Raw genomic sequence first — 15134 nt, forward strand, 5'->3', positions numbered from 1 at the left:
TCTTCTGCCTGTTTGGTGATACCCGGGCTGTTTGCGCCGTACGCCGGAAGGAGACAACAGAGGTACAGGTTTACGCACTTCAGCGGCCTGTCATGGAATTCACCCGGTTTGGAAGGCACTTGGTCATGGCGATAGCGCAGCCCGAACGGGGCGGGCTGCTGCCCGAGCGCACGGCACCCCATCGAGGCACCCTCGCCACCACCGCCTGCATGGAGACACTGCAGGTGGGCTATCTGCACGCGGTCGCGGCGGCGGCCGGCTGCTCGCTGTCCCAGCCGTTCCCCGACAACGGCATCGACTGGCACGTCAGCCACGGCTCACCCGGGCACACGGTCGACGACGAGGTCACCATCAAGGTCCAGCTGAAGGCCACGTACCAGGTCGCACCGAACCCGCCGGGCCCCTACTTCTCCTTCACGCTCGACAACGCCCACCTGGCGAAGCTCGCCCGCACCCCGGTCTCCGTGCACAAGATCCTGGTCGTGATGCTCGTACCGCGCGCGCAGGACGACTGGCTGAGAGCCAGCCACGACCGCCTCGACCTGCGCCACTGCTGCTACTGGGTCAACCTCGCAGGGCAGCGAATAACCGGCCGGCACCGGACCACCGTGCGGATACCGACCTCACGCATCTTCGACGACCGCGCGCTCTGCGAGATCATGACGCGGGTCGGGACGGGAGGCAGACCGTGACGCACCGCCCCACCGAGGAGCCCCTGCGGCCCGTCCGGCCGCACCCCGTCGACACCCCCTGGCACGACGACCCGCCCCCGCCCGAACAGGTCGACCCCGCCGTCCTCGGCGCCCTCCTGCGCCGGCACGGCTGGCAACGCCGCGGGGGAGCCGTCGGACGGTACGGCCGCTGGACCCCACCCGGGCCCGGCGGCAGCGGCACGAGCCTCCTCGTGCCCGAGAGCCGGGCCTACCCCGACAGCGACGACCTCCTCGGCGAGGCCCTCGTCGCCCTCGCCCGCAGCGGATCGCCCGCCGCCCGCGAAGTGCTCGTCGGCCTCGCCGTGCCCAGCGACGAGATCCGCTGGTGGCGGGACGTCCCGACCGGCCCCGCAGGCGTCGCCTCCTGGCCCGTCGAGGAACAACTGCGCTCGGCCGCCCGCCGCATGATGCTCGCCGGAGCACTCGCCACGCGCGCGCGTGCCGGCTACTACGGCGCCCGCCACCGCCGGACCGCCGCCGCGCTCCTCGAACACGTCCTCGTCGGCGCCGCCCCCGGAGGGCGCAGCCTCACCGCCTTCGTCCCCGTCGGCACCGGCCGCCCCCTCGCCGTACGCCTCCACCAGGCCCTGTACGCGGCCCGCGAGGCCATCGACTACCACCGGGCCACCGGCGGCATGGACGCCTTCGACGGTGCCGTCGAGGCAGGCGTCAGCCACGAGCTGACGGAGGCCCTCGTCGCCCTCGTGCGCGGTACGGAGGGCGCCCGGGTCGTCGTCGAGTGGGCACCCGGCGCCGAGGTCCCCGAGGGCTGCTCGGCCACCACCGAACCCGTCGAGTTCTCGCCCGGCGACCTGCCCGTCCTGCGCGCGGCCGGCACCCGGTACCTGCGCGAGGAACCGTCGGTGCCGGTCCGGATCACCGGCACGGTGGTACGGATGCGCCGGTCGGGGCCGCGCGGCGAAGGCGCCGTACGGCTGCGCGTGCTGGCCGGCGCCGAGATCCCGCACGTCCGGATGACGCTGGACGAGGAGGCGTACCGGATCGCCGGGCAGGCGCACCTCGTCGGGCTGCCGGTGCGCGTGCACGGCCGCCTGGAGAGCCGGGGCGGCTTCCGCAGGCTGACCCAGGCCTCCGAGGTCGTACCCGTCCAGGTCGACGACGCGGAGCGGGACCGGCTGATGAAGTCCCTCCAGGAGAACCTCGACTTCTTCGAGGAGGCGTGCAGCGGGGACGACTGAGGGGGTCGCGGGCGAGGGCTTCGGTTATCTGTTTCGCGGTGGGTGCGCCCGGGTCGGTACGATCCCTACTTGCGCGCGCTCCCGTATCGCGCCGCACCCACCTTCAGTCAGGAGAGACCGGTGTCAGACGTCCGTGTGATCATCCAACGCGATTCCGAGCGGGAAGAGCGCGTGGTGACGACGGGGACTACGGCCGCCGACCTCTTCGCCGGCGAACGTACGATCGTCGCCGCGCGCGTGGGCGGGGAACTCAAGGACCTCGCGTACGCGGTGGCGGACGGCGAGGAGGTCGAGCCCGTCGAGATCTCCTCCGAGGACGGCCTCAACATCCTCCGCCACTCCACCGCCCACGTCATGGCCCAGGCCGTGCAGGAGCTGTTCCCCGAGGCCAAGCTCGGCATCGGCCCGCCGGTCAAGGACGGCTTCTACTACGACTTCGACGTCGAGAAGCCGTTCACGCCCGAGGATCTCAAGGCCATCGAGAAGAAGATGCAGGAGATCCAGAAGCGCGGCCAGCGCTTCTCCCGCCGTGTGGTGACCGACGAGGCGGCCCGCGAGGAGCTGGCGTCGGAGCCGTACAAGCTGGAGCTGATCGGCATCAAGGGCTCCGCCTCGACCGACGACGGCGCGAACGTCGAGGTCGGCTCCGGCGAGCTGACGATCTACGACAACCTCGACGCCAAGACCGGTGACCTGTGCTGGAAGGACCTCTGTCGCGGTCCCCACCTGCCCACCACCCGGAACATCCCGGCGTTCAAGCTGATGCGCAACGCCGCCGCGTACTGGCGGGGCAGCGAGAAGAACCCGATGCTCCAGCGCATCTACGGCACCGCCTGGCCCTCCAAGGAGGAGCTGAAGGCCCACCTCGACTTCCTCATCGAGGCCGAGAAGCGCGACCACCGCAAGCTCGGCAGCGAGCTGGACCTGTTCTCCATCCCGGACCAGATCGGCTCCGGCCTCGCCGTCTTCCACCCCAAGGGCGGCATCATCCGCCGCGTGATGGAGGACTACTCGCGCCGTCGGCACGAGGAGGAGGGGTACGAGTTCGTCTACACCCCGCACGCCACGAAGGGGAAGCTCTTCGAGACCTCGGGCCACCTGGACTGGTACGCCGACGGCATGTACCCGCCCATGCAGCTCGACGAGGGCGTGGACTACTACCTCAAGCCCATGAACTGCCCGATGCACAACCTGATCTTCGACGCGCGTGGCCGTTCGTACCGTGAACTGCCGTTGCGCCTCTTCGAGTTCGGGACCGTGTACCGGTACGAGAAGTCGGGCGTCGTGCACGGTCTTACGCGTGCGCGTGGCTTCACGCAGGACGACGCGCACATCTACTGCACCAAGGAGCAGATGGCGGAGGAGCTCGACAAGACGCTCACCTTCGTCCTCGGCCTGCTGCGGGACTACGGCCTGACCGACTTCTACCTGGAGCTGTCCACCAAGGATCCGGAGAAGTTCGTCGGCTCGGACGAGGTCTGGGAAGAGGCCACGGAGACGCTGCGGCAGGTGGCCGAGAAGCAGGGGCTTCCGCTGGTTCCGGACCCGGGTGGTGCCGCGTTCTACGGTCCGAAGATCTCCGTCCAGACCAAGGACGCCATTGGCCGGACCTGGCAGATGTCGACCGTGCAGCTCGACTTCAACCTGCCCGAGCGGTTCGACCTGGAGTACACGGGTCCGGATGGCTCGAAGCAGCGGCCGGTCATGATCCACCGGGCCCTGTTCGGCTCCATCGAGCGGTTCTTCGCGGTGCTTCTTGAGCACTACGCGGGGGCGTTCCCGGCGTGGCTGGCGCCCGTTCAGGCGGTCGGCATCCCGATCGGCGACGGGCATGTCGAGTACCTGCAGAAGTTCGCGGCCGAGGCCAAGAAGAAGGGCCTGCGCGTCGAGGTCGACTCGTCGTCCGACCGTATGCAGAAGAAGATCCGCAACGCCCAGAAGCAGAAGGTGCCCTTCATGGTCATCGTCGGCGACGAGGACATGAACGCGGGCACGGTGTCCTTCCGGTACCGGGACGGCTCGCAGGAGAACGGCATCGCCTTCGACGAGGCCATCGCGAAGATCGAGCAGGTCGTGGTGGACCGGGTACAGGTCTGACCCTGTCTCCATGGAGGCCCCCGGAGAGCTCAGCTCTCCGGGGGCCTCTCGTCGTCCTCCCGCCCGAACACCTGGAGCAGCCAGGAGGCGAACGTTCCCGTCACCGCGCCGAGCAACGCCAGCCCGATCGCCATCATCCCGACCGCGATCAGCCGTCCCAGCGGAGTCACGGGGACGATGTCGCCATAGCCGACGGTCGAGAAGGTCGCGCAGGCCCACCACACGGCGTCCCCGAAGGTACGCATCGTCGCGTCCGGGGCCGTGTGCTCCTGCTGGTAGACGGCCAGGGAGCCCGCGAAGCCGAGCAGTACGGTGGACAGCCCGGCGTACACGATCACGCGCGCGTGCAGCGCGAGTCGTGGCTGGCCGTGCCGCCGCTGCACGGCCTCGTACACCCGGACGATGCGCAGCGGCCTCAGCAGCGGCAGCACCAGCACCAGGGTGTCCAGCCAGTGCGTCCGTACGAACCGCAGCCGCTGCCCGCTCAGCCGCCAGCGCACGGCGTAGTCGACGGCGAACAGCGCCCAGGCGCCGAACAGCGCGGCGAGGCAGAGGTCCCGCAGCCCGCCCGGCAGTCCGTGCGCGAGGACGCGGACCGCGTATGCGGCGAGGTAGACCAACGACGCCACGAAGAGAGGGACCTCCGTGCGCTGCTCCCACCTGGTCTCGAGACTGTCGTCGTCCATCGGCCCAGCTTGACCCGGGACGCACTCGCCGCAACCCCGGCGACACGCTGCGAACGGGCGAAGCAATATGCTGCATGGCATGACGAGTGAGCCGGAGCAGCAGATCGGAGTCGGGACGCAGGACGCGTTTCAGCGCCTGTGGACGCCTCACCGGATGGCATATATCCAGGGCGAGAACAAACCGACCGGCCCCGGTGCCGACGACGGCTGTCCTTTCTGCTCGATCCCGGCCAAGTCCGACGAGGACGGCCTCATCCTTCAGCGTGGCGAGCAGGTCTACGCCGTGCTGAATCTGTATCCGTACACGGGCGGGCATCTGATGGTGGTGCCGTACCGGCATGTCGCCGACTACACGGATCTGACGGATTCCGAGACCGCCGAGCTGGCCGAGCTGACCAAGCAGGCGATGACGGCCCTGCGGACGGCGTCCGGTGCGCATGGCTTCAACATCGGGATGAACCAGGGCACGGTGGCGGGTGCGGGCATCGCGGCCCATCTGCACCAGCACATCGTTCCGCGCTGGGGCGGCGACACGAACTTCATGCCGGTGGTGGGTCACACGAAGGTGCTGCCGCAGTTGCTGGGGGACACGCGCAAGATGCTGGCGGAGGCGTGGCCCGCCGGTTCCTCCGGTGTCTGAGAACCGACGGGGGTCCGGGGGCTGAGCCCCCGGACATCACGCGTCGTAGGCGTCGGCCTTTCGGGGCGTCGGGTCCTGCACCAGCCCGCTGAGGAACGACGAGCGGTTGCCGAACTTCTCGGTGTCCACGCCGTTCTCCTCCAGGACCTTGATCGCCGCCGAGTGGACGACCCGCAGCACCGGTGTCGCCGTCCGCAGGACGTCGTCGGCCATGAAGCGGTGCGGCCACGGCTGCTCCGCCCAGGAGTGCCGCAGGCCGAAGGGTTCAGGCAGGCCCAGTGAGCCGCCCAGCCAGTTCAGCAGCGGCGGGTACCAGGTGAGGGGTGCGCGCGCGGCGAGCCGTACGACCTCGTCCGCGTCGACCAGCGGCAGTTTCACCTTCCGGGTCTCCCAGAACCGTACCGACTTCTGTACTTCCTTCTCCTTGGCCCCGGGCTTGCTGAGGAAGAGGGAGTGCACCGGACCGAGCGCGTGTCCGGTCAGCTCGATGCGCAGGGTCTCGTGCAGCACGGTCACCGTGATGAGCATCGTGATGACCAACTGCCCGCTCCACAGCGTCCACTGGACCCCGAGGTAGTGGCGCTGGCCGTCGCCGAACTGCTGCTTGTTGCAGATGTCCTGTATCGCGTGGTTCTTGATCATGTAGGCGTCGACGTCCGTGCCGCTGGGCCGGGAGACCTCCTTGGCGCCCGCGCCGACGGGCGAGACGATCCAGTGCTTCAGGGTCGGCTTCGGGAAGCCGCCGGTGTTGAGAGGGCCGCGTTCCAGCATGCGCAGCTGGTCGTGGATCGCGCGTATGACGTCCCAGCTGCGGAAGGGGTGGATCTCCTTGGCCGCGTCGCGGGGGACCAGGTTCTCGGCCAGCTGCCAGGTGCCCCATCGGGTGCCCATGCCGAGTATGCCCTTGTGGCCGGCGTAGAAGACGGAGTTGGACTGCTGTTCGGCGCTGAGCCTGGCCAGTTCCTTGCGGAGGTGTTCGGCGGCGGTCTCGCCGGGGCTGCCGGGGACGGCCTCGGGGATCTTGGCGCCGACGCCGCCGCCGGAGAGCAGGGCGCCCCAGCGTTCGCGCAGGTCCTTCGCGGTGCGCTCGCAGATCTGCTTGGCCCAGAGCCAGCCGACGACCGGGAGGACGACGCACGCGCGTGCGTACCAGGCCCAGAAGCCGGTGAACGGCATCTTGATCAGGAAGATCACGGCGAAGGCGCCGACGGCGACGAGGAGGGTGGTGGCGAGGGCGGAGGCCCGCTTGTCCGCGCGCTTGGCGATGTTCGCCCGGCCGGCGAAGACCGCCAGCCACAGCAGGAGTCCGGGCAGGAAGAGCACACCGCACAGCACCATCACCGCGGAGAGCCAGTTGTCGCGGTCGCGCCGGATGCGGTGGGCCGCGAGGGCGTGCTCGACGATGACCTGCGGTTCGGTGCCGAAGGACTGGATGAGCGGCTTGCGGCCGGCGCCCAGCATGCGGTCGATCACCGCGCGGGAGAACGCCTCACCGAGCTTGGGCCGGAAGATCTTGGCCCAGGCGCCCCGGGGCGGCTTGACCGTGGACTGGTGCCACTCGTTGTCGGCTTCGAGGATCTTCGTGACCTCGTCGTCCTCCCGGTAGGCCGCCGAGGCCAGCGCGAAGGTCGCCGCCGTCTGGCCCGCGGAGCCCGACAGGGGCACCTGTGCCCCTGGGCTGAAATCGAAACCGTCGTCCGCCACTCTGCCGCCCCCTCGCCGCCGTACCCGCTTCTGCGGCCTTTCCCGACTTCCTTGCTCCGCACACCTGTTGAACAGGTCATCACGTTGTTGGAGTCACAACTTGATCAGGTGATCAGCGTATCCGCAGCCACCGACAATTGGGGCGGCGGACGGCAGAAGCCGTCCGCCGATGTGGAGGAAAGCGTTCCGTACGGGCCACTTGTCGGGCGCCGGGCACCAACTACGCGGTGTCCCGGGTCTGTTCGCGGACCCTTTCGGCGATCTGCGGCGGCATCGGTTCGTGCCGTGCGTACCTGCGGTCGAAGCGGGCGGTGCCGTGCGAGAGGGAGCGCAGATCGACGGCGTACCGGCCGATCTCGATCTCGGGCACCTCGGCGCGTACGAGGGTCCGCCCGCCGGCGGTCTGCTCGGTGCCGACGACCCGGCCACGTCGGCCGGACAGGTCGCTCATCACGGAGCCCACGTAGTCGTCGCCGACGAGCACCGTCACCTCGGCCACGGGTTCGAGGAGATGGATCTGCGCGTCGGCGGCGGCCTCGCGCAGTGCGAGCGCGCCGGCGGTCTGGAAGGCGGCATCGGAGGAGTCCACAGAGTGCGCCTTGCCGTCGAGCAGGGTGATCCGTATGTCGATGAGCGGATGGCCGGCGGCGACCCCCTTGGCGGCCTGGGCGCGTACGCCCTTCTCGACGGACGGGATGAACTGCCGGGGCACGGCGCCGCCGACGACCTTGTCGACGAACTCGATGCCCGAGCCGCCCGGCAGCGGCTCCACCTCGATCGCGCAGATCGCGAACTGCCCGTGCCCGCCGGACTGCTTCACATGGCGTCCGCGCCCCGCGGAACGGCCGGCGAACGTCTCCCGTAGGGAGACCCTGTGCGGTACGACGTCGACCTGGACGCCGTAGCGGTTGCGCAGCCGTTCCAGTGCGACGTCCGCGTGGGCCTCGCCCAGGCACCACAGGACCACCTGGTGGGTGTCCTGGTTCTGTTCGAGCCGCATGGTGGGGTCCTCGGCGACGAGCCGGCCGAGCCCCTGGGAGAGCTTGTCCTCGTCGGCCTTGCTGTGCGCCTGGATGGCCAGCGGTAGCAACGGGTCCGGCATCTCCCACGGTTCCATCAGGAGCGGGTCGTCCTTCGCGGACAGGGTGTCGCCGGTCTCCGCGCGGCTCAGCTTGGCCACACAGGCCAGGTCGCCGGCGATGCAGTGGCTGAGGACGCGCTGCTGTTTGCCGAAGGGCGCGGACAGGGCGCCGATGCGCTCGTCCACGTCGTGGTCCTCGTGGCCCCGGTCGGCGAGGCCGTGCCCCGAGACATGCACTGTCGCGTCGGGCCGCAGGGTGCCGGAGAAGACGCGGACCAGGGAGACCCGGCCCACGTAGGGGTCGCTGGCCGTCTTCACGACCTCCGCGACCAGGGGGCCGTCGGGATCGCAGAGCTTCAGCTCGCGCGGGCGGCCGTCGACCGTCGTGACCCCGGGTGCCTCGCGCTCCAGCGGGGTCGGGAAGCCCCCGGTGACCAGTTCCAGCAGTTCGACGGTGCCGAGGCCCTGCTTGGCGCCGTCGGCGGCGGGGGCGGCGGCGAGCACGGGGAAGAAGGTCCCGCGCGCGACGGCCCGTTCCAGGTCCTCGACCAGGGTCTTGAGGTCGATCTCCTCGCCGCCCAGATAGCGGTCCATGAGGGTCTCGTCCTCGCTCTCGGCGATGATCCCCTCGATGAGCCTGTTGCGGGCCTCCTCGATGGCCGGGAGCTGGTCGGGGCTGGGTTCTGACTCCTTGCGCTCCCCGGAGGAGTAGTCGAACAGCTTCTGCGACAGCAGCCCGGTCAGCCCGGTCACGGGGGCGTGCCCGTCCGGCCCGGCAGCGCCGTGCAGGGGCAGGTAGAGCGGCAGTACGGCGTCGGGGTCGTCCGCGCCGAAGGCCTCCGCGCAGATCCGCGTCATGTCGTCGAAGTCCGCGCGCGCGGACTCCAGATGCGTGACGACGATGGCCCGCGGCATGCCGACGGCCGCGCACTCCTCCCACACCATCCGGGTCGAGCCGTCCACCCCGTCCGAGGCCGAGACGACGAAAAGGGCCGCGTCCGCCGCTCGCAGACCGGCCCTGAGTTCCCCGACGAAGTCGGCGTATCCGGGAGTGTCCAGAATATTGATCTTGTATCCGCCCCATTCGACGGGTACCAGGGAGAGCTGCACCGAGCGCTGCTGCCGGTGTTCGATCTCGTCGTAGTCGGAGACGGTGCCGCCGTCCTCCACCCGGCCCGCCCGGTTGACGGCCCCCGCGGTCAGCGCGAGAGCCTCCACCAGTGTCGTCTTGCCCGATCCGGAGTGGCCGACCAGCACCACATTCCGTACGGACGCGGGGTGGTCGGCCGCTGTAGCCCTGCCGGCGGCTCCGGGGTGTGCGTTCGCCTTGTCGCCCATGGTCCTGCCTCCCGTGCACGGTGAGGTCACTGTGGGCGCGGACGTGGTGGATCCGCGTGCGGTGGCGGCTCCGATGACGCCCGCGGTGCTTTCGAGCTTTGCACTCGCGTCACGGTGCGTCCATACGGCGGACGCGATCGCGCGGCCGGGACCCTGTACGCGGGGTGATCCGGGACGCCGACATGCTGCCGTGACCCGGATGCCGTCAGGACGTGACACGGGTGCGCGGGTGCCCGACCGTCGCACACGCGCGCGCGTGGCTACGATGGGCCAGCCGGTGGCCAGTAGGGGCCGCGCGGCGAAACCGACCCTCGGGAAGGCCATGCTGAACAAGTACGCGCGTGCATTCTTCACGCGTGTCCTCACGCCGTTCGCCGCGTTTCTCATCCGCCGGGGCGTCAGTCCCGACACGGTGACGCTCCTCGGTACCGCCGGAGTGATCGCGGGCGCGCTGGTCTTCTACCCCAGGGGAGAGCTGTTCTGGGGCACGATCGTCATCACGCTGTTCGTGTTCTCCGACCTCGTCGACGGCAACATGGCCCGCCAGCTGGGCCGTTCCAGCCGTTGGGGGGCTTTCCTGGACTCCACCCTCGACCGGGTGGCCGACGGCGCGATCTTCGGCGGCTTCGCCCTCTGGTACGCGGGCGGCGGTGACGACAACGTCCTGTGCGCGGTCTCGATCTTCTGTCTGACGAGCGGCCAGGTGGTGTCGTACACCAAGGCGCGCGGTGAGTCGATCGGCCTGCCGGTCGCCGTCAACGGGCTGGTGGAGCGTGCCGAGCGGCTGGTGATCTCGCTGGTCGCGGCCGGTCTCGCGGGGCTGCACAAGTTCGGGGTGCCCGGCATCCAGTACCTGCTGCCGATCGCCCTGTGGATCGTCGCCGTGGGCAGCCTGGTCACGCTGATCCAGCGGGTCGTCACGGTCCGCCGGGAGTCCGCGGAGGCGGACGCGGCGGACGCGAGCCGGAACGCCGCCCAGAGCAGCGAGGCCCCGTCGTGAGCGACCTGCGGGGACGGCTGACGGACGGGGCGTACGCGCTGGGCTGGGGCGCCGTCAAGAAGCTCCCGGAGCCCGTCGCCGTCCGGCTCGGCCGGACCATCGCCGACCTCGCCTGGAAGCGGCGCGGGGAGCGCGTACGACGGCTCGAGTCGAACTACGCGCGCGTGGTGCCCGACGCGACACCGGAGCGCCTCGCGGAGCTGTCCCGCGCGGGCATGCGTTCGTACCTGCGCTACTGGATGGAGTCCTTCCGCCTCCCGGCGTGGAGCCCGGAGCGGGTGAAGGCGGGCTTCGAGGCGCAGGGCATCCACCACCTGACCGACGGGATCGCCTCGGACCGGGGCGTGATCCTGGCGCTTCCGCACCTGGGCAACTGGGACCTGGCAGGCGCCTGGGTCACCACCAAGCTGGAGACGCCCTTCACGACGGTCGCCGAGCGCCTGAACCCCGAATCCCTGTACGACCGTTTCGTCGCGTATCGCGAGAGCCTCGGCATGGAGGTCCTGCCGCACAACGGCGGGACGGCCTTCGGCACCCTGGCGCGACGGCTGAGGGACGGCGGCCTGGTCTGCCTGGTCGCCGACCGGGACCTGTCCGCCTCGGGCGTCGAGGTGAAGTTCTTCGGCGACACGGCCCGGATGCCGGCGGGCCCGGCCCTGCTGGCCCAGCAGACGGGAGCACTCCTCCTCCCCGTGACCCTGTGGTACGACGACTCGCCGGTCATGCGCGGGCGTGTTCATCCTCCGATCGAGGTACCCGAGACAGGTACGAAGGCCGAGAAGACGTCTGTCATGACACAGGCGCTGGCCGATGCCTTCGCCACGGGAATCGCCGACCACCCGGAGGACTGGCACATGCTTCAGCGGCTGTGGCTCGCGGATCTCGACCCCGCCAAGGCTCCCGAGAAGGCTCCCGAGAAAGGGACCCCGTGAAGATCGGCATCGTCTGCCCGTACTCCTGGGACGTACCGGGCGGCGTCCAGTTCCACATCCGTGATCTGGCCGAGTACTTCATCCGCCTGGGCCACGAGGTCTCCGTCCTCGCCCCCGCCGACGACGACACCCCGCTCCCGCCGTACGTCGTTTCGGCCGGCCGCGCGGTCCCGGTGCCGTACAACGGCTCGGTGGCCCGCCTGAACTTCGGGTTTCTCTCCGCGGCCCGGGTACGCCGCTGGCTGCACGACGGCGAGTTCGACGTGATCCACATCCACGAGCCGGCCTCGCCCTCGCTGGGCCTGCTGGCCTGCTGGGCGGCGCAAGGGCCCATCGTGGCCACCTTCCACACCTCGAACCCCCGCTCCCGGGCGATGATCGCCGCGTACTCGATCCTCCAGGCGGCCCTGGAGAAGATCAGTGCCCGGATCGCGGTGAGTGAGTACGCCCGGCGCACGCTGGTGGAACACCTGGGCGGCGACGCGGTCGTCATCCCGAACGGCGTCGACGTCGACTCCTTCGCCGGGGCCAAGCCGAAGCCCGAGTGGCAGGGCGACACGATCGGCTTCATCGGCCGCATCAACGAACCCCGCAAGGGTCTGCCGGTCCTGATGAAGGCGCTCCCGAAGATCCTCGCCGCCCGCCCCTCGACGCGCCTGCTGGTCGCGGGCCGCGGCGACGAGGAGGAGGCACTGGAGGGCCTGCCGACTGAGCTGCGCTCGCGCGTCGAGTTCCTGGGCATGGTCAGCGACGAGGACAAGGCACGGCTGCTGCGCAGCGTGGACGTGTACGTCGCCCCCAACACCGGCGGCGAGAGCTTCGGGATCATCCTGGTCGAGGCGCTGTCGGCGGGGGCCCCGGTGCTGGCCTCGGACCTCGACGCGTTCACCCAGGTCCTGGACCAGGGCGCGGCGGGCGAACTGTTCCCGAACGAGGACGCGGACGCCCTGGCCGAGGCGGCCGTACGCCTGCTGGGCGACCCGGCCCGCCGGGCCGAACTGCGGGAGCGGGGGAGCGCCCACGTACGGCGGTTCGACTGGTCGACGGTGGGGGCGGACATCCTGTCCGTGTACGAGACGGTGACGGACGGTACGACGGCCGTGGCGGCGGACGAGCGGACGGCTACGGGGTTGCTGGCGCGGCTGGGGCTGGCGGGTCGGGACTGATCGGGACGGCGGTACCACTCAGCCCCCGTCCGGCGCTTTCGGACGAGGCGGGTTGAGGCCGACAGCGGGAGTCTGGGGGCGGCAGCCACCGGAGGACGGCCGCGCTGAGGGACTCCGCAGAACCGGCGGTGCGCACCTGTAGCCTGCCGCCCGTGACCGCAACCCTCATCTGGATCCTTGCCGGGCTCGTCGTGATCGGCCTCTACCTGAGCTGGACCGCCGGGCGGCTCGACCGGCTGCACGCCCGTATCGACGCCACGCGCGCGGGCCTCGACGCGCAGTTGCTGCGCCGGGCCTCCGTCGCCCAGGAACTGGCCACGTCGGGTGTGCTCGACCCCGCCGCGTCGATCGTGCTGTACGAGGCGGCGCATGCCGCGCGGCAGGCCGAGGAGGAGCAGCGTGAGGTTGCCGAGAGCGAGCTGAGTCAGGCGTTGCGGGCCGTCTTCGCGGAGGCGCTGCAGGTCGAGGCGGTACGGGAAGCCCCCGGCGGGGAGGCGGCGGCGGGGGAGCTGACCGAGGCGGTGCGGAGGGTGCCGATGGCTCGGCGGTTCCACAATGACGCGGTGCGGGCGGCTCGGGCGTTGCGGCGGCATCGGAAGGTGCGGTGGTTCCGGCTCGCGGGGCACGCGCCGTTCCCGAATGCCTTCGAGATGGACGACGAGCCGCCACCGGCACTGGCGGAGCGGGCGCCGGCGTAAGGGGCTTTTTCTCGCCCCCGCCGCCCCTACCCGTCCCATCCCTGGGGGCTGCGCCCCCAGACCCCCCTTTTGTCCTCAAACGCCGGACGGGCTGACAAACCAGCCCCTCCGGCGTTTGAGGAGCGGGGTCTGGGGCGGAGCCCCAGAAGGATGGGACGGGTAGGGGCGGCGGGGGCGAAAACGATCCACCGGGTCCCCATTGGCCCTTGCAGTGGACTGCTCCGCTCCCGTTTCCTCAGTGTTGCCGCAACCCTCTTCTTCCATCGAGTGAGGTCGAACCGTGTCCAGCACGCTCTCCAACTCCGCCCACACCCCCGAAACCGGCACCGCGCGCGTGAAGCGCGGCATGGCCGAGCAGCTCAAGGGCGGTGTGATCATGGACGTGGTCAACGCCGAGCAGGCGAAGATCGCCGAGGATGCCGGCGCTGTCGCCGTCATGGCCCTGGAGCGCGTCCCCGCGGACATCCGCAAGGACGGCGGCGTGGCCCGGATGTCCGACCCGGACATGATCGAGGGCATCATCGAGGCCGTGTCCATCCCGGTCATGGCGAAGTCCCGCATCGGCCACTTCGTCGAGGCCCAGGTCCTCCAGTCCCTCGGCGTCGACTACATCGACGAGTCCGAGGTGCTGACCCCCGCCGACGAGGTCAACCACTCCGACAAGTGGGCCTTCACGACCCCCTTCGTCTGTGGCGCCACCAACCTCGGAGAGGCCCTGCGCCGCATAGCCGAGGGCGCGGCCATGATCCGCTCGAAGGGCGAGGCCGGCACCGGCAACGTCGTCGAGGCCGTCCGCCACCTGCGGCAGATCAAGAACGAGATCGCCCGCCTGCGCGGCTACGACAACAACGAGCTGTACGCCGCCGCCAAGGAGCTGCGCGCCCCGTACGAGATCGTCAAGGAGGTCGCCGAGCTGGGCAAGCTCCCGGTCGTGCTGTTCTCCGCCGGTGGCGTGGCCACCCCCGCCGACGCCGCGCTCATGCGCCAGCTCGGCGCCGAGGGCGTCTTTGTCGGCTCCGGCATCTTCAAGTCCGGCGACCCGGCCAAGCGCGCCGCCGCCATCGTGAAGGCGACCACCTTCTACGACGACCCGAAGATCATCGCGGACGCCTCCCGCAACCTCGGCGAGGCCATGGTCGGCATCAACTGCGACACCCTCCCCGAGGCCGAGCGCTACGCGAACCGGGGCTGGTAGCACCCATGTCACCCAGGTCATCCCTGCACGACACTCCTGTCATCGGCGTCCTGGCCCTCCAGGGCGACGTACAGGAGCACCTCATCGCCCTGGCCGAGGCGGACGCCCTGGCCAGGCCGGTGCGGCGCCCCGAGGAACTCGCCGAGGTGGACGGCCTGATCATCCCCGGCGGCGAGTCCACGACCATCTCCAAGCTCGCTGTCCTCTTCGGCGTGATGGAGCCCCTACGCGCGCGCGTGCGCGCCGGAATGCCCGTATACGGCACCTGCGCCGGCATGATCATGCTTGCCGACAAGATCCTCGACCCGCGTTCGGGCCAGGAGACCGTCGGCGGTATCGACATGATCGTGCGCCGCAACGCCTTCGGACGCCAGAACGAGTCCTTCGAAGCGGCGGTCGACGTGAAGGGCGTCGAGGGCGATCCTGTAGAGGGCGTCTTCATCCGTGCCCCCTGGGTCGAGTCCGTGGGCGCCGAGGCCGAGGTGCTCGCCGAGCACGCCGGTCACATCGTCGCTGTACGTCAGGGCAACGCGCTCGCCACGTCGTTCCACCCGGAACTGACCGGCGACCACCGCGTGCACTCCCTGTTCGTCGACATCGTCCGGGCCGACATGGCACGTGCGGTGGGCGCGGACCGTACAGCGGAGTCCTTGTAGGATCTCTGGCGTTCGTACAGAGATGGGTT

At 70.2% G+C, this 15134-nt stretch carries 13 protein-coding genes; 10 read left to right on the top strand and 3 right to left on the bottom strand.

The window, feature by feature from the left end; translation table 11 throughout:
• Positions 1 to 125: 125 nt before the first annotated feature.
• The 3 genes from ACFYXF_RS45825 to thrS all read left to right on the top strand — a co-directional run bounded on the left by ACFYXF_RS45825 (position 126) and on the right by thrS (position 4009).
• Positions 126 to 692, top strand: coding sequence for a DUF4365 domain-containing protein (locus ACFYXF_RS45825; RefSeq protein WP_389359172.1), 567 nt, complete (start codon positions 126 to 128; stop codon positions 690 to 692).
• On the top strand, positions 689 to 1912 hold the full coding sequence (locus ACFYXF_RS45830; protein WP_389359174.1) for a hypothetical protein: 1224 nt from the start codon (positions 689 to 691) through the stop codon (positions 1910 to 1912). Before ACFYXF_RS45825 ends, ACFYXF_RS45830 begins: the two co-directional genes overlap by 4 nt.
• A 120-nt stretch (positions 1913 to 2032) precedes the next feature.
• Entirely contained in the window at positions 2033 to 4009 is a 1977-nt protein-coding gene (gene thrS / locus ACFYXF_RS45835; RefSeq protein WP_389359176.1) for a threonine--tRNA ligase, read from the top strand.
• Between the two features lie 29 nt (positions 4010 to 4038).
• Here thrS and ACFYXF_RS45840 read toward each other — a convergent pair whose 3' ends face one another.
• Positions 4039 to 4695 (bottom strand): potassium channel family protein, encoded by a 657-nt coding sequence (locus ACFYXF_RS45840; RefSeq protein ID WP_389359178.1) that lies wholly within the window; start codon positions 4693 to 4695, stop codon positions 4039 to 4041.
• Between the two features lie 67 nt (positions 4696 to 4762).
• Between ACFYXF_RS45840 and ACFYXF_RS45845 the strand changes: the two genes are divergently transcribed.
• Positions 4763 to 5335: an HIT domain-containing protein gene (locus ACFYXF_RS45845; protein WP_369037458.1), complete on the top strand. Its 573-nt coding sequence runs from the start codon at positions 4763 to 4765 to the stop codon at positions 5333 to 5335.
• A 36-nt stretch (positions 5336 to 5371) separates the two neighbouring features.
• Here ACFYXF_RS45845 and ACFYXF_RS45850 read toward each other — a convergent pair whose 3' ends face one another.
• Positions 5372 to 7039, bottom strand: a complete 1668-nt coding sequence (locus tag ACFYXF_RS45850; protein ID WP_389359181.1) for a hypothetical protein — start codon at positions 7037 to 7039, stop codon at positions 5372 to 5374.
• Positions 7040 to 7259: 220 nt separating this feature from the next.
• Positions 7260 to 9458 (bottom strand): elongation factor G-like protein EF-G2, encoded by a 2199-nt coding sequence (locus ACFYXF_RS45855; protein ID WP_389359183.1) that lies wholly within the window; start codon positions 9456 to 9458, stop codon positions 7260 to 7262.
• A gap of 265 nt (positions 9459 to 9723) precedes the next feature.
• Here ACFYXF_RS45855 and pgsA point away from each other — a divergent pair, with 265 nt between their 5' ends.
• The 6 genes from pgsA (at position 9724) to pdxT (ending at position 15105) form a co-directional block, all read left to right on the top strand.
• Complete coding sequence (pgsA, locus tag ACFYXF_RS45860; protein WP_389359315.1) at positions 9724 to 10458, top strand: phosphatidylinositol phosphate synthase; 735 nt, start codon at positions 9724 to 9726, stop codon at positions 10456 to 10458.
• Positions 10455 to 11390: a phosphatidylinositol mannoside acyltransferase gene (locus tag ACFYXF_RS45865; RefSeq protein ID WP_389359185.1), complete on the top strand. Its 936-nt coding sequence runs from the start codon at positions 10455 to 10457 to the stop codon at positions 11388 to 11390. The genes pgsA and ACFYXF_RS45865 overlap by 4 nt, the downstream gene beginning before the upstream one ends.
• Positions 11387 to 12556, top strand: a complete 1170-nt coding sequence (locus ACFYXF_RS45870) for a glycosyltransferase family 4 protein (protein ID WP_389359187.1) — start codon at positions 11387 to 11389, stop codon at positions 12554 to 12556. Before ACFYXF_RS45865 ends, ACFYXF_RS45870 begins: the two co-directional genes overlap by 4 nt.
• A 152-nt stretch (positions 12557 to 12708) precedes the next feature.
• Positions 12709 to 13254: a hypothetical protein gene (locus tag ACFYXF_RS45875; RefSeq protein ID WP_389359189.1), complete on the top strand. Its 546-nt coding sequence runs from the start codon at positions 12709 to 12711 to the stop codon at positions 13252 to 13254.
• A gap of 346 nt (positions 13255 to 13600) precedes the next feature.
• Positions 13601 to 14449, top strand: coding sequence for a pyridoxal 5'-phosphate synthase lyase subunit PdxS (pdxS, locus tag ACFYXF_RS45880; protein WP_241827248.1), 849 nt, complete (start codon positions 13601 to 13603; stop codon positions 14447 to 14449).
• Between the two features lie 5 nt (positions 14450 to 14454).
• Positions 14455 to 15105 (top strand): pyridoxal 5'-phosphate synthase glutaminase subunit PdxT, encoded by a 651-nt coding sequence (gene pdxT / locus ACFYXF_RS45885; protein ID WP_389359191.1) that lies wholly within the window; start codon positions 14455 to 14457, stop codon positions 15103 to 15105.
• Positions 15106 to 15134 lie beyond the last annotated feature (29 nt).

Origin of the sequence: Streptomyces sp. NPDC002680 (assembly GCF_042889145.1) — a bacterium.
Taxonomy (GTDB): Bacteria; Actinomycetota; Actinomycetes; order Streptomycetales; family Streptomycetaceae; genus Streptomyces; species Streptomyces adonidis.

Excerpts from the sequence above, each read along its gene's own strand:
- ACFYXF_RS45825 (WP_389359172.1), top strand. The coding sequence starts at position 126 with ATGGCGATAGCGCAGCCCGAACGGGGCGGGCTGCTGCCCGAGCGCACG.
- ACFYXF_RS45840 (WP_389359178.1), bottom strand. The coding sequence starts at position 4,695 with ATGGACGACGACAGTCTCGAGACCAGGTGGGAGCAGCGCACGGAGGTC.
- ACFYXF_RS45845 (WP_369037458.1), top strand. The coding sequence starts at position 4,763 with ATGCTGCATGGCATGACGAGTGAGCCGGAGCAGCAGATCGGAGTCGGG.
- ACFYXF_RS45855 (WP_389359183.1), bottom strand. The coding sequence starts at position 9,458 with ATGGGCGACAAGGCGAACGCACACCCCGGAGCCGCCGGCAGGGCTACA.
- pgsA (WP_389359315.1), top strand. The coding sequence starts at position 9,724 with ATGGGCCAGCCGGTGGCCAGTAGGGGCCGCGCGGCGAAACCGACCCTC.
- pdxS (WP_241827248.1), top strand. The coding sequence starts at position 13,601 with ATGGCCGAGCAGCTCAAGGGCGGTGTGATCATGGACGTGGTCAACGCC.
- pdxT (WP_389359191.1), top strand. The coding sequence starts at position 14,455 with ATGTCACCCAGGTCATCCCTGCACGACACTCCTGTCATCGGCGTCCTG.